Origin of the sequence: Anaeromassilibacillus sp. An172, assembly GCF_002160515.1 — a bacterium.
GTDB classification, from domain to species: Bacteria; Bacillota; Clostridia; order Oscillospirales; family Acutalibacteraceae; genus Limousia; species Limousia pullorum.
In genome coordinates this window covers 135,785-155,415 of the sequence record NZ_NFKS01000004.1, presented here as the reverse complement: position 1 = coordinate 155,415, position 19,631 = coordinate 135,785, and the positions used below count along the sequence as shown (strand labels likewise).

At 40.6% G+C, this 19,631-nt stretch carries 19 protein-coding genes; 2 read left to right on the top strand and 17 right to left on the bottom strand.

The annotated features are described in order from the left end of the window. Window positions 1-138: 138 nt before the first annotated feature. The 9 genes from B5F08_RS03585 to B5F08_RS03545 all read right to left on the bottom strand — a co-directional run bounded on the left by B5F08_RS03585 (window position 139) and on the right by B5F08_RS03545 (window position 8,094). Window positions 139-1,011 (bottom strand): metallophosphoesterase, encoded by an 873-nt coding sequence (locus B5F08_RS03585; protein WP_087376454.1) that lies wholly within the window; start codon window positions 1,009-1,011, stop codon window positions 139-141. Window positions 1,012-1,050: 39 nt separating this feature from the next. Further along, window positions 1,051-2,325, bottom strand: coding sequence for a phosphoribosylamine--glycine ligase (gene purD / locus B5F08_RS03580; protein WP_087376453.1), 1,275 nt, complete (start codon window positions 2,323-2,325; stop codon window positions 1,051-1,053). Between the two features lie 14 nt (window positions 2,326-2,339). Then, on the bottom strand, window positions 2,340-3,518 hold the full coding sequence (locus B5F08_RS03575; RefSeq protein ID WP_087376452.1) for a phosphoribosylaminoimidazolecarboxamide formyltransferase: 1,179 nt from the start codon (window positions 3,516-3,518) through the stop codon (window positions 2,340-2,342). A 32-nt stretch (window positions 3,519-3,550) separates the two neighbouring features. Further along, window positions 3,551-4,267 carry an IMP cyclohydrolase gene (locus B5F08_RS03570; protein ID WP_087376451.1) on the bottom strand — a complete coding sequence of 239 codons (717 nt, stop codon included), beginning with the start codon at window positions 4,265-4,267 and terminating at the stop codon, window positions 3,551-3,553. 14 nt (window positions 4,268-4,281) lie between these two features. Continuing rightward, window positions 4,282-4,908, bottom strand: a complete 627-nt coding sequence (purN, locus tag B5F08_RS03565; protein ID WP_087376450.1) for a phosphoribosylglycinamide formyltransferase — start codon at window positions 4,906-4,908, stop codon at window positions 4,282-4,284. Continuing rightward, window positions 4,908-5,942: a phosphoribosylformylglycinamidine cyclo-ligase gene (gene purM, locus B5F08_RS03560; RefSeq protein ID WP_087376449.1), complete on the bottom strand. Its 1,035-nt coding sequence runs from the start codon at window positions 5,940-5,942 to the stop codon at window positions 4,908-4,910. The genes purN and purM overlap by 1 nt, the downstream gene beginning before the upstream one ends. Window positions 5,943-5,998: 56 nt before the next feature. Continuing rightward, window positions 5,999-6,496, bottom strand: coding sequence for a 5-(carboxyamino)imidazole ribonucleotide mutase (gene purE, locus B5F08_RS03555; protein WP_087376448.1), 498 nt, complete (start codon window positions 6,494-6,496; stop codon window positions 5,999-6,001). 195 nt (window positions 6,497-6,691) lie between these two features. Further along, on the bottom strand, window positions 6,692-7,597 hold the full coding sequence (locus tag B5F08_RS03550; RefSeq protein WP_087376466.1) for an SPFH domain-containing protein: 906 nt from the start codon (window positions 7,595-7,597) through the stop codon (window positions 6,692-6,694). 65 nt (window positions 7,598-7,662) lie between these two features. Next, a complete protein-coding gene (locus B5F08_RS03545; protein ID WP_087376447.1) occupies window positions 7,663-8,094 on the bottom strand; it encodes an NfeD family protein in 432 nt (143 codons plus the stop codon). Window positions 8,095-8,227: 133 nt separating this feature from the next. Here B5F08_RS03545 and B5F08_RS03540 point away from each other — a divergent pair, with 133 nt between their 5' ends. After that, window positions 8,228-8,836, top strand: a complete 609-nt coding sequence (locus tag B5F08_RS03540) for a DUF4364 family protein (protein WP_158096200.1) — start codon at window positions 8,228-8,230, stop codon at window positions 8,834-8,836. Window positions 8,837-8,839: 3 nt separating this feature from the next. Here B5F08_RS03540 and B5F08_RS03535 read toward each other — a convergent pair whose 3' ends face one another. Beyond that, window positions 8,840-9,103 (bottom strand): pro-sigmaK processing inhibitor BofA family protein, encoded by a 264-nt coding sequence (locus B5F08_RS03535; RefSeq protein ID WP_087376445.1) that lies wholly within the window; start codon window positions 9,101-9,103, stop codon window positions 8,840-8,842. Between the two features lie 86 nt (window positions 9,104-9,189). Next, on the bottom strand, window positions 9,190-9,438 hold the full coding sequence (gene secG / locus B5F08_RS03530; RefSeq protein ID WP_087376444.1) for a preprotein translocase subunit SecG: 249 nt from the start codon (window positions 9,436-9,438) through the stop codon (window positions 9,190-9,192). A 343-nt stretch (window positions 9,439-9,781) separates the two neighbouring features. On the opposite strand from secG, the gene B5F08_RS03525 reads away from it, so the two are divergent. Continuing rightward, window positions 9,782-10,243, top strand: coding sequence for a hypothetical protein (locus tag B5F08_RS03525; RefSeq protein ID WP_087376443.1), 462 nt, complete (start codon window positions 9,782-9,784; stop codon window positions 10,241-10,243). A gap of 77 nt (window positions 10,244-10,320) precedes the next feature. Here the strand turns inward: B5F08_RS03525 and B5F08_RS03520 are convergent, their stop codons facing one another. The 6 genes from B5F08_RS03520 to B5F08_RS03495 form a co-directional block, all read right to left on the bottom strand. Next, entirely contained in the window at window positions 10,321-12,573 is a 2,253-nt protein-coding gene (locus B5F08_RS03520; protein ID WP_242968235.1) for a DNA gyrase subunit A, read from the bottom strand. A gap of 500 nt (window positions 12,574-13,073) precedes the next feature. Further along, on the bottom strand, window positions 13,074-15,062 hold the full coding sequence (locus B5F08_RS03515; RefSeq protein ID WP_087376442.1) for a DNA gyrase/topoisomerase IV subunit B: 1,989 nt from the start codon (window positions 15,060-15,062) through the stop codon (window positions 13,074-13,076). A gap of 195 nt (window positions 15,063-15,257) precedes the next feature. Next, entirely contained in the window at window positions 15,258-17,240 is a 1,983-nt protein-coding gene (uvrB, locus tag B5F08_RS03510) for an excinuclease ABC subunit UvrB (protein WP_087376441.1), read from the bottom strand. Between the two features lie 221 nt (window positions 17,241-17,461). Continuing rightward, on the bottom strand, window positions 17,462-18,139 hold the full coding sequence (locus B5F08_RS03505; RefSeq protein WP_087376440.1) for a hypothetical protein: 678 nt from the start codon (window positions 18,137-18,139) through the stop codon (window positions 17,462-17,464). An 81-nt stretch (window positions 18,140-18,220) separates the two neighbouring features. After that, entirely contained in the window at window positions 18,221-18,802 is a 582-nt protein-coding gene (locus B5F08_RS03500; protein ID WP_087376439.1) for a hypothetical protein, read from the bottom strand. 2 nt (window positions 18,803-18,804) lie between these two features. Further along, window positions 18,805-19,368, bottom strand: coding sequence for an RNA polymerase sigma factor (locus B5F08_RS03495; RefSeq protein WP_087376438.1), 564 nt, complete (start codon window positions 19,366-19,368; stop codon window positions 18,805-18,807). Between the last annotated feature and the right edge of the window lie 263 nt (window positions 19,369-19,631).

Here is a 19,631-nt window from a genome sequence, read left to right as displayed (position 1 = left end):
ATAGGCTAAACCCCAATTCCTCCTTCTTTTTTATCAAAGTGTTGGTTGCTTGATAAACGCAAAAACCCTGAATTTCAGATAGAAATTCAGGGTTTTTGGACAAGCTGAAAGGAGCAGAAATCTGCTCCTTTATGTTATTTATTGTTCATTCGGTACTAAATCCACTGTTACAATTTCCGGAGGATTGTTGACACGGAAAAAATATCCGGTATCCCCAAGTCCTGCCGAAACCACAAGTTTAAAGCCGTCAAAATCGTAAATACCCTTGTCGTATTTCGGAAAAAGTCCCTGGGACGGCGCAATCACACCGCCTATAAATGGAAGTCTCACAAGACCTCCGTGGGCATGTCCCGAAAGCATAAGATCAAACTTGTAGTTTAAAAACTCCTTGCATTTGACCTTATAGCAGCTCTTTGCATATTCAGGGTAATGACACAAAAGTATTTTATAGTCATCTCCCTGACAGAATTTATTTAACAGCTTTATTTCTTCCTGTATCTCAGGCGAATTTATGCCGTTTTCCGATAATTCTTCATACCAGCTAAGACCCAAAAATTTCAGCTTTGAGCCTTTCACCTCAAGGCAGGCGATTTCATTGTCCAAAATCACCGTACCCGTTCTTTTGATTTCCCTCAGTATCTCATCGTTGTAATCTTTCAGGTAGTCCAGTTCATGGTTTCCCAAGGCGTAGTACACCGGAGCGGTTTTCACAACCTCCTCCAAAAGATGAGTTATAGGCGTGTAATCCTTATTTCCTCGCCTGCACATATCACCTGTCACAACCACCACATCCGGGTTTTGCTCAGAAATCTTTTTGGTAAGCTCCCCGTTAAACTCCCCGAACTCCTTTAAATGCAAATCACTCAGGTGAACAATCCTTATCTTTTTCTTTATTCTTTTGTCACTGACAACATAATTGCTCAACGTAATTTTCTGCATTGTAAAATAATTGTACACACAATAAATCATCGCCAAAACAAAGACGATAACAACCGCTGTTGCAAATTTCAATTACAAATCCTCTTTTCAATGGGAATTTGGAAAAGGAAATCAAACAATAACAGGACAAGTTCCGATGTCTTTTCTATAGTGTGCGCCCTCGAAGCTTATTTTTTCAACAGCCTCATAAGCTTTTTTCAGTGCGCCCTCAAGGGTGTCGTCAACTGCGGTAACGCCCAATACTCGTCCGCCGTTTGTGTAGAATTTGCCGTTTTCCAGTTTTGTGCCCGCATGGTAAACTATTGCACCTTCTACCCCGCCTTTTTCATCAAGGCCGCTCATCTCTATACCCTTTTTGTAGCTTTCAGGATATCCGCCGCTTGCCATAACAACACATGCAGCTGCTCCCTTTTTCCACTTAATATCAATGTCGCCAAGTGTTCCGTCGATAACGGCTTCACAGATATCAACCAAATCGGTCTCAAGGCGTGGAAGCACAACCTGAGTTTCAGGGTCGCCGAAACGTGCGTTGTACTCTATAACCTTCGGACCCTTTGGTGTGAGCATAAGGCCGAAATAAAGACATCCCTTAAAGGTTCTGCCCTCTTTGTTCATAGCTTCGATTGTAGGTTCAAAGATTGTCTTTCTGCAAATCTCAGCCATTTCATCTGTGTAGTATGGGTTCGGGCTGATTGTGCCCATTCCGCCTGTGTTAAGACCCTTGTCGCCGTCCAAGGCTCTCTTGTGGTCCTTTGAACTTACCATAGGCTTTACACACTTTCCGTCTGTAAATGAAAGAACGGAAACCTCTGGGCCTGTGAGAAATTCCTCGATAACTACACGGCTGCCTGACTCGCCAAATTTCTTATCATCCATTATTGAATGGATTGCAGCCTTTGCGTCCTCAACTGTTTGGCAGATAAGCACGCCTTTACCCAAAGCAAGACCGTCGGCTTTTACAACAACAGGAGCCATATTGTTGTTTACAACATAATCAAGGGCGTCCTTTGAGTTGTCGAAAACCTGATAATCAGCTGTTGGAATACCGTATTTCTTCATGAGATTTTTAGAGAAAACCTTTGAAGCCTCGATTTCTGCCGCAGCCTTCTTAGGACCGAAAGCTCTTATGCCCTCAGCCTCCAAAGCGTCCACCATACCTGCGGCAAGCGGGTCGTCAGGAGCTACAAAAACCAAATCTATTTTATTTTCCTTTGAAAAATTCACAACGCCCTCAATGTCCATTGCGGAGATATTAACATTCTCAGCGTCGCAGGCGATACCGCCGTTGCCGGGAGCGCAGTAGATTTTCTCCACCTTTGGACTTTCAAGAAGCTTTTTGATAAGGGCGTGTTCTCTTCCGCCGGAACCTATCATCAATATTTTCATACAGCCACCTCGTATCAGTGATGGAACAGACGAATTCCTGTAAAGCACATAACCATGTTGTACTTGTTGCAGGTATCTATTACGTTGTCATCTCTTATAGAGCCGCCCGGCTGTGCGATAAACTCAACGCCTGAACGCTTTGCTCTCTCGATGTTGTCGCCGAATGGAAAGAATGCGTCAGAGCCCAAAGAAACGCCCTTGAGTGTCTTAAGCCATTCTTTTTTCTCTTCTCTTGAAAGAGGCTCTGGCTTTGTTTTGAAGAACTGCTGCCATGTTCCCTCTGCCAATACATCCTCGTAATCGTCGGAAATATAAACGTCGATTGTGTTATCACGGTCAGGACGTCTGATATCGTCAACGAAAGGAAGATTTAATACCTTCGGATGCTGTCTGAGGTACCAGATATCAGCCTTGTTTCCTGCAAGTCTTGTGCAGTGGATTCTTGACTGCTGACCTGCGCCAACGCCGATAGCCTGTCCGTCCTTTGCATAGCAAACGGAGTTGGACTGTGTATATTTAAGTGTGATAAGAGCTATCAGCAAATCTCTCTTTGCTTCCTCTGTAAACTCTTTGTTCTCTGTAACAATGTTCCGCATAAGCATTGCTTCGTTTATAAGAAGCTCGTTTCTTCCCTGCTGGAAAGTAACGCCGAAAACATCCTTATGCTCTACAGCGGCAGGCTTGTAGTTAGGGTCAATCTTTACAACATTGTATCTGCCGCCTCTCTTTGACTTGAGGATTTCCAAAGCTTCCTCGGTGTAGTCAGGGGCGATAATTCCGTCGGAAACCTCTCTTTTAAGGAGAGTTGCAACGGAAGCGTCACAGGTGTCGGAAAGTGCAACCCAGTCGCCGTAAGAGGACATTCTGTCTGCGCCTCTTGCCTTTGCATATGCGCAGGCGATTGGAGAAAGCTCCAAATCGTCAACAAAGTAAATCTTTTTAAGAGTGTCGGAAAGCTCTGTAGCAACAGCAGCACCTGCAGGGCTTACATGCTTAAATGAAGCTGCTGCCGGAAGTCCTGTAGCTGCTTTAAGCTCGCAGACAAGCTGCCAGCTGTTGAAAGCGTCCAAAAAGTTGATATAACCCGGATTGCCGTTTAAAACCTCGATTGGAAGGTCAGAACCGTCTTTCATAAAGATTTTTGATGGCTTTTGGTTCGGGTTACAGCCGTATTTTAAAAGCAAATCGTTCATTTCACTATCCCCTTACTTCATCAAACTATATATTATACATTCTTGTTTATAATTCTTGACTCAAAGCATCCTGTTTCAATATCAATGTATCTTACAAACAGTGATACCTTATTTTCCTCGTTCAAAGCGTTCCAAATTTTATTTGCAAAGCTGTCGATATCGTCGTTGCCGATTTCAACAAGAACAGGCTCGCCCTCGAAGCTTGGGAGAGGATTTCCGTCGCTCATGTATGTGTGGATAAGTCTGCCCTCGCCTGCCAAAGGAGCTGAATAGCTGAATGTGTATCTCTCGCAGCAGTCAGGATTGCCGTTTGCGCTCTTGAGAATTGACATAGCGTAGTTCATCTTGCCATTGTCTGCCTTTACAATACCGGAAATTCTCGGGGTGTAGTTTGGTGCGTCCGGCTCAAACTCACGTGTTCTCAAGGACTGCTCAAAGGTCATCTGCTGGTTCATAAGCTCGTAGATTGTGTCGGTCTGGTCACCGTTTGTAACGATAGTCTTGTTTCCAAGAACTCTAACCGGCGCATAAATAATAAGAGAAGGGTCAACAAGCTTGCTCTCGTCAAAAGCCTGTGTGCGGATACCGTCTTTCTCCTCAACAAAAATTCTGTTTCTGCTGTTCTCGCTTCTGCCCATGATGAAATAAGCGATTACAGCCTTTTTTCCGTCTGCGCTTTTACCGAGCATAATTCCTCTGCCCGGATATGGATTAACACTCAAATATTTTTCTGCTGAAACGGGTTTCATTTGTTGTTTCCTCCTCAATCTTTAATTATTGTTCTGCCGCCCTGCACCGAAATTTTTTCACTGCAAAAGAGTGATACCGCCTTTGGAAGTATCTTCCACTCAGCCTGCTCCATAACCTTTCTCTGTAAAGTTTCCGCAGTATCGTCGTCGGAAATCTCCACAGCCTTTTGAAGAATTATAGGGCCGCCGTCGCAAATCTCGTTTACAAAATGCACGGTAGCTCCTGTCACCTTAACCCCCCTTGCAAGGGCGGCTTCGTGGACTTTAAGTCCGTAAAAGCCTGCTCCGCAAAAGCTTGGAATAAGGGACGGGTGTATATTTATCATTCTGTTTTCAAACTGTTTTATAACCTTGTCGCCAAGAATTGTCATAAATCCGGCAAGCACAACCAAATCCGCCTTTTTCTCCAAAAGCAGAGCGGTCAGCGCCTCGTCATAGGAATCAAGGCTTTTATAATCCTTGCGTCTGATAACGGCGTAATCTATGTTGTGTTTCTTTGCTCTTTCAATGGCGTAAGCATTTGGGTTTGAAGAAACAACGCAGGAAATTCTGCCGTTTTCGATTTCTCCTCTTTCGGAAGCGTCAATAAGCGCCTGAAGGTTTGTACCTCCTCCGGATACCAAAACCACAATATTTTTCATTACTCAAGCACCACTCCGTCGCTGCCCTCGGCAACCTCACCGAGAATAACTGCAGTTTCACCGATGTTGTTAAGTATCTCTATAGCCTTGTCAGCCTGACATGCAGGAACAGCGGCAATCATACCGATACCCATATTAAATGTGTTGAACATATCTCTTTCAGGGATGTTGCCAACTCTCTGAATTACCTTAAAGATAGGAAGTACAGGAACTGCGTCCTTCTTAATTCTTGCTGTAAGTCCCTCTTTCATCATTCTCGGAATGTTCTCATAGAAGCCGCCGCCTGTGATGTGGGAAATAGCCTTAACGTCGATATTTTCGATAAGGTTCAAAACAGCCTTAACATAAATCTTTGTAGGTGTGAGCAAGGTCTCGCCCAAAGGCTTTGAAAGCTCCTCGTAAGTGTTGTGAATTGTTTCCTCGTTGATGTCGAAAACCTTTCTTACAAGGGAGAAACCGTTGGAGTGAACACCGGAAGAAGCAATACCGATAAGCACATCGCCCTTTTCGAGTCTGCTTCCGTCAATAATCTTTTTCTTGTCAACCATACCAACGCAGAAACCTGCAACGTCGTATTCGTCAACAGGATAAAATCCCGGCATCTCAGCGGTTTCGCCGCCTACCAAAGCGCAGCCTGACTGAACGCAGCCGTCTGCAATACCTGAAACTATCTCTGCAACTCTCTCAGGAACATTCTTTCCAACTGCCACATAGTCAAGGAAGAACAAAGGCTTTGCGCCGCAGCATACAACGTCGTTTACGCACATAGCAACAGCGTCGATACCGATAGTATCATGCTTGTTGAGAAGGAAAGCAAGCTTAAGCTTTGTACCTACACCGTCAGTACCGCTTACGAGAATAGGCTCTTCCATTCCTGCGATATCCGGCTTAAAAAGACCGCCGAAACCGCCGATACCTGAAACAACGCCATCAGTTGTTGTTCTTGCTACATGCTTTTTCATAAGCTCAACAGCTTTATATCCGGCAGTTACGTCAACGCCTGCCGCCTTATAGCTTTCAGAAAAACTCTTCATCCGAAACACTCCTGTATTTTATTTTTTATATTAGTTGAGTATATACTGTTTACAAATTATAACTGAGCAACCTTTTCCTGCAAAGCCTCGTCCTTTGCCAAAACTTCCTGCTCCATTGTCTTTTTCATGTTTTCAAGCTTTGAAGCCAATTCATCGTCGCTTAAAGCCAGCATCTGAACTGCCAGAATACCTGCGTTTCCTGCTCCGTCAACTGCAACAGTTGCAACAGGGATACCTGTAGGCATCTGAACGGTGGCAAGCAAAGCGTCCAAACCGTCAAAGTTTGCTGATTTTACCGGAATTCCGATAACCGGAAGAGTTGTATGTGCTGCAAGCACGCCTGCAAGGTGAGCAGCCATTCCTGCTGCTGCGATTATAACGCCGAAGCCGTTTTCCTTTGCCTTTGAAGCAAATTCAGCCGCCTGGAAAGGTGTGCGGTGTGCGCTCATTACGTGAACCTCATAGGGAACACCAAATTCCTTTAACTTCTTAACGGCTTTTGAAACAACACCGAAATCGCTGTCGCTTCCCATGATTACTGCAACTTTTCTCATGTCAATCTCTCCTTTGTTTTAATCCGCAAAAATGTAGGCTCTTAAAGCAAAAGGCTACGGTAAACCGTAGCCTGAGCATACAACATTACTTGTATTTTATTATAAGTTAAAACAGATTAAAATTCAATAGATATACCTGTGAAAAATGATTTTTTCCTATATATTGGGTATATTTCCTTTAAAAAACCTATTTTTTTACTTTGAAACAGGTGCGTCGCTGTTCCAAACCTCTTTAAGAGATGTGGCAAGTCCGGCAATACCCTGAATTTCTGACGGAATAATAATCTTTGTAGCTTTTCCGTCTGCGGCTTTCTGGAAAGCCTCAAGGCTCTTAAGTGTGATAACCTTGTCTGTAGGATTAGCCTCGTTGAGCATTCTAAGAGCGTCTGCATAAGCCTTCTGAACAGTCAAAATAGCTTCAGCCTCACCGGCTGCCTCTCTTATCTTTGACTCCTTAATAGCGTCTGCCTTGAGGATTGCAGATTCCTTCATACCTTCTGCAACAAGAATCTGGCTTCTCTTTTCACCCTCTGCGTCGAGAATTCTTGCACGTCTTTCACGTTCTGCCTTCATCTGCTTTTCCATAGCGTCCTGAATTTCTCTCGGCGGAAGAATGTTTTTAAGCTCAACACGGATAACCTTAATGCCCCATGCGTCTGTAGCCTCGTCAAGGATAATTCTTATCTTGTCGTTTATGGTATCTCTTGATGTCAAAGTGCTGTCAAGTTCCAAATCGCCTATGATGTTTCTAAGTGTTGTGGCGGTGAGATTTTCAATAGCGCTTATAGGTCTTTCAACACCGTAGCAGTAAAGCTTAGGGTCTGTGATTTCAAAATACACAACTGTGTCAATCTGCATTGTTACGTTATCTCTTGTGATAACCGGCTGAGGCGGGAAGTCCACAACCTGCTCTTTAAGGGTAACATTTTGATGAACCCTGTCCACAATCGGTATTTTTATGTGCAGACCTGTTCCCCATGTGGTATAGTATGCGCCGAGACGCTCTATTACATAGGCGTGTGCCTGAGGAACAATTCTGATGTTTCTTACAACTACGATTATAACTATAAGTACAATAATTGCCGGAACCAAAAATCCCATCATGTTTGGCAATACCTCTTCAAAAAATTCCATATTAGTACTCCTCTCATTAAAGGCTTTAAGCCTTAGATTTTTTCTACAATAAGTTTGACCCCTTCAATGGAAATAACCTTTACGCTGCTGTTTTTCGGGATAACCTTTCCGTCAACGGAACGTGCTGTCCAAACCTTTCCTCCTACAGTTACGGCGCCCTGGCTCATTCTGTTGTCTATGTCGCTGGTGACAACCGCAGTTTTTCCCACTGTAGAGTCAAGATTTGTTTTAACTCTCCCGAATTTTGTAATTTTTTTCACGAAAGGTCTTGTTGCCAAAAGACTTGCAAAGGAAACAATCAAGAAAACCGCTATCTGTATAAATACATTATCTGTAAAAATACAGCTTACAGCCGCCGCCAAACCACCTATAACAAACCATACAGACACAAGCTGTGCGGTGGATGCTTCGATTATTCCCATAACAAGAGCTATTGCAATCCATATATAAGGCATATACTCCATAAAAGCGCCTCCCTTCTTAATGCATAAGATATCACAAACCTTAAAAATAGTCAAGTAATTTAAAAATAACCTACACAAAAGGAAAATTTTGTGTTATAATTATAAACATAGTAAAGCTAAAGAGGTTATGTATATGGCGCAAAATAATATTTTTGACACATTTGACGAGGGAATAATCCCCGGCGGTATGAGAACAAAAACAGAGATCAAAATGCTCATCTGTTATATTTTCCGTGCGGTCAAAAAGCCCTTGAGTAAAGAGCTGGTGGTAAGCGCAATTTTAGAAAAAGCTCTCGCCAATTATTTTGAAACCTGCTCCTGCTTTGACGATCTTGTAAAGCTGGGAAATCTTAAAAAAAGTGAAAAAGGAGAAAAGCTTTTCGAGCTTACAAAGGACGGCATGATGATTGCCGACCAGCTTGAAAATAATCTCGCCTATTCGGTTAAGGAAAAGGCATACGCCTGCACATTAGAGCTTTTGGAAAAGCAGAGAATAGAAAAGGAAAACAAAGTTACAATAACACAGACCGAAAACGGATGTTATGTAAACTGCTCCATATCCGGCGGCGATATGAACCTTATGAATTTCCAGCTTTATGTTCCGGACATCAACCAGGCTCGTCTTGTAAGAAAAAATTTCCACAAAAGTCCTGAAACCGTCTACAAGGTTATGGTTGCCCTTATGACCAGAAACAAAGACCTTATTGACGAAGCTTTAAGCAACATAGGAAGCCTTTTGTAAAATTCAAACTATTATAAACTGCATTACGCACAAAAGTATTGTGCCGGGAATTCCCCCAACACCGGATATTATAAGTGACCAACAGCTTATGGGTAGGTTTATACCTGTATAAGCCGAGGTAAGGTTTACCGCAAACAAGGAAGCCACTCCAAAAAGCACGTACATAAATCCGGTTTTAAGGGGTTTTTTCTTTAGAAATAAAGCGTTTATTATTCCGAATAAAACCACGGTGCAAAGCAAAATCATAATTACAACAGCAGTGTTCATACATTCGCCTCCAATTGCAAAAAAATAAACCGCCGGTAAACCCGACGGTTAATTTTATGCTTTTATTAAGGCAATAATGCTTGTGATTATTTTGCAAAGAACATGAAAATGTTAAGTGCAACAACAAAAACAACGAAGCCGATTGCAATAATCTTTGTCCAGCGTGAAAGGAAAGCGTCGATTGAACGAGCCTTGTTCTTAGAGAAGAAAGAATCTGCACCGCCTGTAACAACACCGATACCCTGCTGGTTGCCCTCCTGGAGAATGATTACGATAATCATAATAATTGCAAAAACAATAAGAAGAGCGCCTAATGCGATTTCCAAACCTGACATTTATTTTCGTCCTTTCAATTCATATTATCTTTGCGGAAAAATTATCCGAAATCCCACAAAGCATATTTCTACATTCATACATCGTATTTTACCATATGATAGATGTAAATTCAAGTATTTTTTAATTTTTTTATCCTAAAAGATTTCCAAAAAACATTTTAGTCAAATATAACAATCTTGATATCGAAAATTGTAAACCCACACAAACACTTTATTATTTTTAAACAAAAATACATAGATTTTTTGTTTCAGAAATTCACGGAAACATATTGATTTAAGTTAATGTAAATGATATAATTATAAAAACAAACAATATTATTATAAGTATTAGGAGGTGTCTTTTATGGCTATAACTGTTAAACAACCTACCGCATACAAAACGGCAGTATTTTTTTTCTATCTTTTTATAATTTCGGGTTCTTTGCTTGTATTTAACATCACAGATTGGTATGAATATGCTCCACCGGAGGCACATTTCAGCTTTCACCTGGCAGCTTTATTCTATACTCTGCTGATAGTACTTTTCTACTTCATGTACCACTGCAAAATCTCAAAATATGCTTTTGACAAAGATGAACATACAACCATTCCGAAACTCATTGTGTACGACTCCAATGCCTCAAAAGACGCTTTAGACAATGATAAAAAGATATCTGTTCCAATATTCATATTATTCTGTGTCTGTGCATCTGCTTTGTACATCTTGGTAATAATATTTAAACAGGACGAAATTGCAGGCCTGTTAGATATTATATTTACGATAGTAGCCTTTACTTTTGGATACATAGCCAGAAAAGCAAAATAACAATCAACCTCAAATACATTAAAAAACAGACGTCTGCATTCTCTATGGATGCAGGCGTCCTTGTTTTTTAATTTAACTTATTTTTCACCTTCGGAAACCAGGGAAAGCTGTTCCCCCTGTTCCTCCGCTGTGGGTATAGCTCCCATTGAGGGGATTGTCTTTATTTTAAAACGCTTTTCGTTTTTAAATGTTCCCGTTTCATACTTTTTAACTGACATAAGTCTATGACCTTTTTTCTGCTTCATAACCGCAACACCTTGGGTGGTTCTTGAGGTTTTAAGGGCGATATCTGCGGTATTCACTATAAGCAGTCTGCCTGAGGAGGACTCCAAAAGCATTTCTCCCTCTTCCGTGAAAAACTCCATATCCGCAAGGGGCGCTTTGTCGCTGTAGGCGTTTGCAAGCTTTTTTCTGTTGGTCTTTGTGGCATAGCTTTCAAGGGGAACCTTTCCAAGCTTGCCGTTTTCATAGCCGAAAATCAAAAATCCCTTGTAATCCTTTGTTACAACCATCTTGACAGCGGTTTCGCCCTCGTCCATAGATAGCTTTGCAGGGATATACTCGCCCAAAACGCTTGCCTTTGTATCGCCGAAGTCGTTGGCTTTCGCCTTATACACCTGACATTTATTTGTAAAGAACAAAAGGTCACAGCCGTTTGTTCCCTCTATAACCTCGGAAATCTCGTCGCCCTCTTTAAGCTTCTGCTCTCCGCTCATTCTCAGAGAAAGCGGGGTTATTTTTTTGAAATATCCCTCTTTTGTAAAGAAGAAGTTTACCGCATAGTCCGGTATTTCCTCAGCCTCTTCCACATAATTTGTTTCGTCCTCATAGATTATAAGGCTCTTTCTTGGCTTGCCGTACTTATCCGCAACCTCTTTAAGCTCTTTAACAATTATGTTTTTAATCTTTGTTTTGCTCTTGAGAATCCCTTCAAGCTCGGCAATCTCCTTTTCAAGGTCTTCAATCTCTTTGGTTCTCTTCAAAATGTACTCACGGTTCAAATGGCGAAGTTTGATTTCCGCCACATATTCCGCCTGAATTTGGTCGATACCGAAGCCAATCATAAGGTTTGGCACAACCTCGTTTTCTTCCTCTGTTTCTCTTACAATTTTTATGGCCTTGTCGATATCAAGAAGAATTACTTCAAGACCTTTCAAAAGGTGAAGCTTATCTGTTTTCTTTCCAAGCTCAAAATATGTGCGTCGTCTTATACATTCCATACGGAAAGCCGTCCACTCGTTAAGCAAATCCTTAACACCCAGCACTCGTGGAACTCCGCCGATAAGCACATTGAAATTACAGGAAAAGCTGTCCTCCAAGGTTGTAAATCTGAAAAGCTTTGCCATAAGCTTATCGGGGTCAACTCCCCTTTTCAAATCAATGGTAATTTTTAAACCGTCACGTCCTGTTTCGTCACGTATATCGGAAATTTCCTTAGCTTTTCCGCCCTTTACCAAATCTATAACCTTTTCGATTATAGCTTCACAGGTAGTTGTCGGCGGTATAGCTGTTATGTCGATACAGTTTGCGCTTTTATCATACTCATATTTTGACCTTACCTTGATACTTCCCTTACCGGTTCTGTAGATATCATCTATAGCCTTTTCGTTATAGATAATCTGTCCTGCGCCTATAAAGTCAGGAGCCGGCAATGTGGATTTTATATCGTGGTCCGGGTCTTTTATAAGGGCGGCAGTGGTTTCACAGATTTCTCTAAGGTTAAAAGAACAGATACTTGAAGCCATACCAACCGCAATACCCGTATTTGCATTTACCAAAACAGACGGGAATGTTGCAGGCAAAAGGGTAGGCTCTTTCATTGTATTGTCGTAGTTGTCCATGAAGTCAACTGCGTCCTTATCTATATCACGGAAAAGCTCGTTGCATATCACATCAAGCTTTGCTTCCGTATATCTCGAAGCCGCCCATGCCATATCACGGCTGTAAAATTTACCGAAGTTACCCTTTGAATCCACATACGGATGAAGCAGAGCCTCATAACCACGGGACAGTCGCACCATAGTATCATAAATAGCCGCATCACCGTGGGGATTTAATTTCATTGTAGCGCCCACAATATTTGCGGACTTTGTTCTTGCTCCTGTAAGCAAGCCCATTTTATACATTGTATACAGCAGTTTTCTATGTGAAGGCTTAAAGCCGTCTATTTCCGGAATTGCACGGGACAAAATAACGCTCATAGCGTAGGGCATATAGTTTTCCTGAATTGTAGAAACAATTTTCTGTTCCACAACCATACCTGCGCCCTCAATAATGCCCTTTATACGTTCCGTATTTTCTTTATTTGAACTTCTTTTTCGTGAAGCCAACTCTTTTCCCCCTTTTATTTTATATCCGACGGGGAAAGGATAAGCTTAAAAATAGCTCCCGTTTTCCGTCGGGCGAGACCTTTCTCTTAATCTTTGGAATGGCTCGCTATTTTTTCTGTCCGCCTTGGAAAGATTTATATATTTGAATACTCCATCCATGCGGCGGTTTTAACTTTGTTTTCCTGCCTAAGAATAGATTTTATTTATCATTTAACTTTAGTTTATATTTTTCTTTTATAGAAATATTCTTTTATTGCAACCTATTTTCAACATAATTCATTCAAAATACACCTAAATGTAAGAATAGCAACCTAACCGCCAAAACAAACCTTTACCCGCCGCACGAACGAACGGTAACCTCCAAAAGGAAGTCTTCCAAGGCGGAACTAAAATAAAAAGCTAATTGCATAAATAGCCATTCAACCGCCAAAACAAACCTATACCCGCCGCACGAACGAACGGTAACCTCCAAAAGGAAGTCTTCCAAGGCGGAACTAAAATTAACTTACGTCGAGCTCGTCGATGTATTCGTTGCCGTGTTCTACTATGAATTCTTTTCTGCCCTGTAGGTTGTCGCCAAGAAGAATGTCGAAAATTTCCGCTGTCTTTTCCACATCGTCTGGCATAACCTTTATAAGTCGTCTGGTAGCAGGGTTCATGGTGGTAAGGCTCATCATGTCCGCTTCGTTTTCACCAAGTCCCTTACTTCGCTGAACGGTGAATTTTTCCTTGCCTATTTGATTGAGATACTTCTCCTTTTCAGCCTCAGTATAGGCAAAATAAATCTGATTTTTAGTGGTTATCTCGTAAAGAGGTGACTCTGCAATAAACACTTTTCCCTCTTTAATAAGGGTCGGGGTAAGACGGTAAAGCATGGTAAGCACCAAAGTTCTTATCTGGAAACCGTCCACGTCCGCATCGGTGCAGATTATAACCTTGTTCCACCTTAAAAGATTTATATCAAACACGGAAAGGTTCTTGTTTGACTTTGTCTTAACCTCAACGCCGCAGCCCAAAACCTTCAGCAAATCGGTTATAATGTCGTTTTTGAAAATTTTATCGTAATCCGCTTTCAAGCAGTTCAATATTTTACCTCTGATTGGAATGATAGCCTGAAAATCAGGGTTTCTCGCCTGCTTACATGCGCCAAGAGCCGAGTCACCCTCAACTATGAAGAGTTCTCTTTCCTTTACGTCCTTGCTTCGGCAGTCAACAAACTTCGCCACACGGTTTGTTATGTCCATGTTGCTGGTGAGGTTTTTCTTTATGTTGAGCCTTGTTTTTTCCGCATTTTCACGGCTTCTCTTGTTGATAAGCACCTGGTTGCAGACCTTTTCAGCTTCTAAAGGATTTTCAATAAAATAAATCTCAAGCTGGTGGCGCAGAAACTCCACCAAAGCGTCCTGTATACCCTTATTTGTGATAGCTTTTTTTGTCTGGTTCTCGTACGAAGTCATTGTGGAAAATGACGATATGACAATAACCAGACAATCCTCAACATCAGTAAAATTTATCTTGCTTTCGCTTTTATTGTACTTGCCGTTTTGCTTCAAAAAGCTGTCAATCTGATATACAAAAGCGTTTTTTACCGCCTTTTCAGGCGCACCGCCGTATTCAAGCCAGCTTGAATTGTGATAGTATTCACTGCAAGCCACACGGTTTGAAAAAGCGCAGGCAACATTTGCCTTGAACTTATATTCAGGCTTGTCGTCACGGTCACGAACGCTTCTTTCCGTCTGCCAGTTCTGAACAGATGATATACCGTCGTCGCCCACAAGCTCTTTAACATGGTCTAAAATACCGTTTTCATAGTTAAAGTTAGTTTCCTCGAAAGACTTGCCTTTCTGCTCTCTGAAAATAAAATTTATTCCCGCATTGACAATGGCCTGTCTTTTCATTACATCGAGAAAATACTCGCTTTTAACATCTATATCCGTAAAAACATCAATATCAGGCTTCCATTTTATCTTAGTGCCTGTGTCCTTTTTGTTGTATGTTTCCTTTTTAAGACCGCCGATATTCTCACCCTTTTCAAAGTGTAGGGTGTAGCGCATACCGTCACGTCTTATATCTACATCCATATATTCGGAAGCAAACTGGGTTGAGCAAAGACCCAATCCGTTAAGTCCAAGGGAAAACTCGTAGTTTTCACCTTCGTTATTGTTGTATTTGCCGCCTGCATACATTTCGCAGAAAACCAGCTCCCAGTTGTAACGCTGTTCGTTGTTGTTAAAGTCAACAGGAATACCTCTTCCGTGGTCTTCAACCTCAAAAGAGCCGTCGTTATATTTTGTAACTACTATTTCCTTACCGTAACCTTCTCTTGCCTCGTCTATGGAGTTTGAAAGTATTTCAAAAACAGAATGCTGACAGCCCTCGATGCCGTCAGAGCCAAAAATAACCGCAGGTCTTTTTCTAACCTTATCGGCGCCTTTTAAGGCTGTAATACTATCATTGCCGTATTCGACATTCACCTTTTTCTTCGCCATACTTACCTTCCTTATTTTTTAATTCCGACTTGCAAAGCTTTCTTCTAAAAATAAACTTCATTTCAAGTCGGGCGAAACGTATTTTTTATTCCGACCTGCATTACTCCGCAATAAAAAATTAACGTCTTTTCAGGTCGGGCGAGACCTTTTCCTTATTATTGGGAATGGTTCGCTCTCAATTAACTTATTTATAATTTATTTCTTCTTTCCTTTTTTATCGGAAATTCCCTGTAATTTCATTATCTTATCTCTCAGATATGCGGCGTGTTCAAATTCAAGCATTTTTGCCGCATCCTTCATCTCTCTTGTAAGCTCGTCAATAAGCTTTTGTTTTTCAGCCTTTGAAAGCTTACCAAACTTCTTCTCGGTAGTTTCTCCCTTTGAAGAAATCTCCAAAACATCAGAAACCTTTTTAACTATTGTTTTAGGAACAATTCCGTGTTCCTCGTTATATTTATTCTGTATTTCACGGCGGCGGTTTGTCTCTCTTATGGCGTTTGCCATAGAGTCGGTAACACTGTCGGCGTACATTATAACCTCACCGTGAGCATTTCTCGCCGCACGTCCTATAATCTGAATAAGTGACCTTTCACTTCTCAAAAATCCCTCTTTGTCTGCGTCAAGGATTGCAACAAGAGAAACCTCAGGAATATCCAGACCCTCTCTCAAAAGGTTAATTCCCACCAAAACATCGAACTCACCCAAACGCAAATCACGGACAATCTCCATTCGTTCCACCGTATCTATATCGTGGTGCATATACCTTACCTTTATGCCCATGGTTTCAAAATATGCGGTCAAATCCTCCGCCATTTTTTTGGTGAGAGTGGTCACAAGCACTCTTTCCTTTTTCTCCGTTCTCATGTTTATCTCGGAAATCAAGTCATCAATCTGTCCTTCAACAGGACGCACGGAAATAAGCGGGTCCAAAAGACCTGTAGGTCTGATAATCTGTTCCGCAATAACCGAGCTTTTTTCCTTTTCCAAATCTCCCGGAGTTGCGCTGACAAACACAACCTGATTTATCCTATCGTAAAACTCCGAAAAATTCAAAGGTCTGTTGTCAAAAGCCGATGGCAGGCGGAAACCGTACTCCACAAGGCTTTCCTTTCTCGCCCTGTCACCTGCATACATTCCCCTTACCTGAGGCAATGTAACATGGGACTCGTCCACAAACAACAAAAAGTCCTTTGGAAAGTGGTCTAAAAGGGTAAAGGGAGCAGAACCCGGCTCTCTGCCGGAAAGCACTCTTGAATAGTTTTCAATTCCTGTGCAGAAGCCTATTTCCATAAGCATTTCAATATCGTATCTTGTTCTCTGCTCTATTCTCTGAGCCTCCAAAAGCTTTCCCTGTTTTCTGAAAAATTCCAGACGCTCCTCCAGCTCTCTTTCCAGCTCTTTTACAGCCGTCTGCATTTTTTCCTTTGATACAATATAATGGGAAGCCGGATAAATTGCGGCGTGCTTCAAAACCGAGATAAGCTCTCCGGTCAGAGGATTTATCTCGCTTATTCTGTCTATCTCATCCCCGAAAAACTCCACACGGATTATTTTATCTCCGGAAGAGGCAGGAAAAATCTCCAGCACATCTCCACGGACACGAAACTTATTTCTCACAAAGTTTATGTCGTTTCTCTCATACTGGATTTCCACAAGCTTTTTTATAATTTCGTCACGGCTTTTTTCCATACCGGGACGCAGAGAAATAACCATGTTTCGGTAATCAATAGGGTCACCCAAGCTGTAAATACAGGAAACCGAAGAAACAATGATAACGTCACGTCTTTCCGCCAGAGCAAGTGTAGCGCTGTGGCGAAGCTTGTCTATCTCATCGTTTATAGAGCTGTCTTTTTCTATATATGTGTCCGTGTTGGCAATATATGCCTCCGGCTGGTAATAGTCGTAGTAGGAAACAAAATATTCAACAGCATTTTCCGGAAAGAACTCCTTAAACTCTGAACAAAGCTGAGCCGCCAAAGTCTTGTTGTGGGCAAGCACCAGTGTGGGGCGGTTAACTTTTTCAATAATATTAGCCATTGTAAATGTTTTACCGGAACCCGTAACTCCCAGCAAGGTCTGTTCCTTGTGTCCGCTGTTTATGCTTTCCACAAGTTTATCTATAGCCGCCGGCTGGTCGCCGGTTGGTTTATAAGGTGAATGAAGTTTAAAATCGCCCATATTCGCACCTCTTTTTATAGTTTAGGAACAATAGTTCGTTTATTTCTATAATACACCCCAAAAAAGACATTGTCAATGTTTTAGTATATCACAAACAATAGTATTTTACAAACTTTTATTTTTTATGAAACTTCTTGAAGGACAGTTGATTTATAAAAGAAAAAACGGCAGGATTGATTCTGCCGTTTTTATATTTAATAAATTGTAAATAAATTACAGAATTAAATATAACTTTTAATATATAATTCTGTATGCTGAGTACCGCTTCCTAAATAAATCTGGGTTCCATTAACATAAGAAAAATAGTCTCCCTCACCGGTCCATAATAATGTTCTGCCACTATCAATATGTTGAACTGTTGGAGATGGTGCTAAAAACCAAATTGGTTGATACATATTAGATGAACATGCAGCATGAACTACACTTCCCCATATAGTATTACCATAAAAATCTTTTATAGTGTAGGCCTCTGCAATTGCAGTTGCATAGTTAATAGCTCTCCTTGCTACTATTGTATTATTTGACATTATTGAATTTTTTACTAAACCATCCTTATTAACCACATTTTCTTCAACATTTTTCATAATACTTAACGCTTCCTGTGTTTCTTTTTCAAACTCAGGCATTTTTATCTCTGCTATATAACGTAAATATTGTTCTAAATCATTAAGCTCTGAAGAAGATAATTTCTGTGGAATAGTCTTTGGAATCCCATAATATTCTAACTCGCTATCAGATAATATATGAAAGTTTGTTCCATATTCATTATTAATATCATTCAGAAGTAAACTAAGTTGGTCATCATTATTTGCAGCTATCTCTTCTGCAACAACACTAGACGAAAACATAAAAAAACACATTAATACAGTTAATATTTTTATCATTTTACTTTTTTTCATAAACAATCACTTTTCGTAATATCATAATTAAAACTTATTCTTCTATACTATCACCTTCATTTCATATCTTAAAATAAAAACCTATCTCTTCAAATTCACATAATATTTATCACCTTCCTTATTTATTATAAGATGAATTTCATATAATATGTCCTTCTCAAAACCAGAAACAAAGAAAGATTGCTCGATTGGCGTGTTATCGTATTCGTTAGGTACATAAAATATGTAATTTTGTGTGCTGTCGTCTGCCATTTTCAATATTTCTTCCTCAATTCCGTCATAATCACCTTCCGAAACAATTGCGACCGCTGACGGAACATTTTTATCCGGTTTATCATAAGAAAAAACAAAACCTTTCACTCCTGATTTTGTTTCAAAAAGGTCAATCGGTATTTTTTTATCTATTTCCATATCAATTGCCTGCACTTCCCCTTTTTCACTTTCTCCGTAAACTTTTAAAGAAAAAGGCAAGCTATGATTTTGAGTATTAAAAAACGACGCACAACCCAATATTGCAGATAAAAATACTAAACAGACAGCTATTTTCACGATTTTATTTTTTAGCAGCTTATCTGACCTTCTAACTGTTTTATGGAAAATTGCGTCAGAAATCAAAATATCATCAATATAATTCAATGATTCAAGAATTTTGATTTCTCCCATGCTCAATATCCCCTCTCTTTCAAATAAGCCTTTAGCCTTTTTCTTGTATGAAAAAGCATTGATTTAACCTTGCTTTGACTGAAACCGTATTTTTCCGAAATGCTCTGTATTGAGTCCAAAAACCAATATCGTCTTATAAAAACATTCCTTTGGGTTTCTTTTTCTTCTTTTAAAAACTCACTGATGATACTGCCCAGCTCTTTATTTTCTATTGTTTCAGTTACATTTTCAGATGAGATTATATTTTCCAGCTCTGACAACGCTGTCACAAGTTCCGGAGAACGCTTTTTTGCGTTATTATAGTCAAGTTTTTTCAATGAGAGATTTCGAGTTAGTTTACATATAAAAGCAGAGAAATTAAGAGGCTTTACCGGCGGTATAGTGTTCCACAAATTCATATACGTATCGCTTACACACTCTTTTACATCCTCTTTATCATTCAAAATATTTTTTGCCACTGAATAGCAAAGCTGACCGTATTTTTTATCGGTTTCATCAATAGCTTTTTCGTCACGCTGAAAATACAAATCAATTATTTTTACATCCTCCACATCATCACCCCTCATCAAGCGACAATCCCCTTACATCTATTAAGTACGTTTTTTCAGCAAAAGGTTGCTCCCCAGAGGACTCTGTCCTCCGAACCTCCTGCCAAAGGAACGGTGGTCCCTTTGGAATCCCGGGTTTACTCACATACAGGTCTTACTTAGAAAATAAGTTCATCATACTTTGGTGTTCTATACTATTTTTACATCAAAGCTAACTGTAGCATAACCATTCCAATTTTCAAATCAAAACGTCCCGCCTGCCGTGTAATCAATCCCCATTT

Coding starts and splice junctions, on each gene's coding strand:
- B5F08_RS03545 (WP_087376447.1), bottom strand. CDS start 8,094: ATGGAGTATATGCCTTATATATGGATTGCAATAGCTCTTGTTATGGGA.
- purM (WP_087376449.1), bottom strand. CDS start 5,942: ATGAAGAGTTTTTCTGAAAGCTATAAGGCGGCAGGCGTTGACGTAACT.
- B5F08_RS03515 (WP_087376442.1), bottom strand. CDS start 15,062: ATGGCGAAGAAAAAGGTGAATGTCGAATACGGCAATGATAGTATTACA.
- secG (WP_087376444.1), bottom strand. CDS start 9,438: ATGTCAGGTTTGGAAATCGCATTAGGCGCTCTTCTTATTGTTTTTGCA.
- B5F08_RS03525 (WP_087376443.1), top strand. CDS start 9,782: ATGGCTATAACTGTTAAACAACCTACCGCATACAAAACGGCAGTATTT.
- B5F08_RS03505 (WP_087376440.1), bottom strand. CDS start 18,139: ATGAAAAAAAGTAAAATGATAAAAATATTAACTGTATTAATGTGTTTT.
- B5F08_RS03535 (WP_087376445.1), bottom strand. CDS start 9,103: ATGAACACTGCTGTTGTAATTATGATTTTGCTTTGCACCGTGGTTTTA.
- B5F08_RS03570 (WP_087376451.1), bottom strand. CDS start 4,267: ATGAAACCCGTTTCAGCAGAAAAATATTTGAGTGTTAATCCATATCCG.
- B5F08_RS03550 (WP_087376466.1), bottom strand. CDS start 7,597: ATGGGATTTTTGGTTCCGGCAATTATTGTACTTATAGTTATAATCGTA.
- B5F08_RS03500 (WP_087376439.1), bottom strand. CDS start 18,802: ATGGGAGAAATCAAAATTCTTGAATCATTGAATTATATTGATGATATT.
- B5F08_RS03495 (WP_087376438.1), bottom strand. CDS start 19,368: ATGAGGGGTGATGATGTGGAGGATGTAAAAATAATTGATTTGTATTTT.
- B5F08_RS03540 (WP_158096200.1), top strand. CDS start 8,228: ATGGCGCAAAATAATATTTTTGACACATTTGACGAGGGAATAATCCCC.
- uvrB (WP_087376441.1), bottom strand. CDS start 17,240: ATGGGCGATTTTAAACTTCATTCACCTTATAAACCAACCGGCGACCAG.
- B5F08_RS03575 (WP_087376452.1), bottom strand. CDS start 3,518: ATGAACGATTTGCTTTTAAAATACGGCTGTAACCCGAACCAAAAGCCA.
- purD (WP_087376453.1), bottom strand. CDS start 2,325: ATGAAAATATTGATGATAGGTTCCGGCGGAAGAGAACACGCCCTTATC.
- purN (WP_087376450.1), bottom strand. CDS start 4,908: ATGAAAAATATTGTGGTTTTGGTATCCGGAGGAGGTACAAACCTTCAG.
- purE (WP_087376448.1), bottom strand. CDS start 6,496: ATGAGAAAAGTTGCAGTAATCATGGGAAGCGACAGCGATTTCGGTGTT.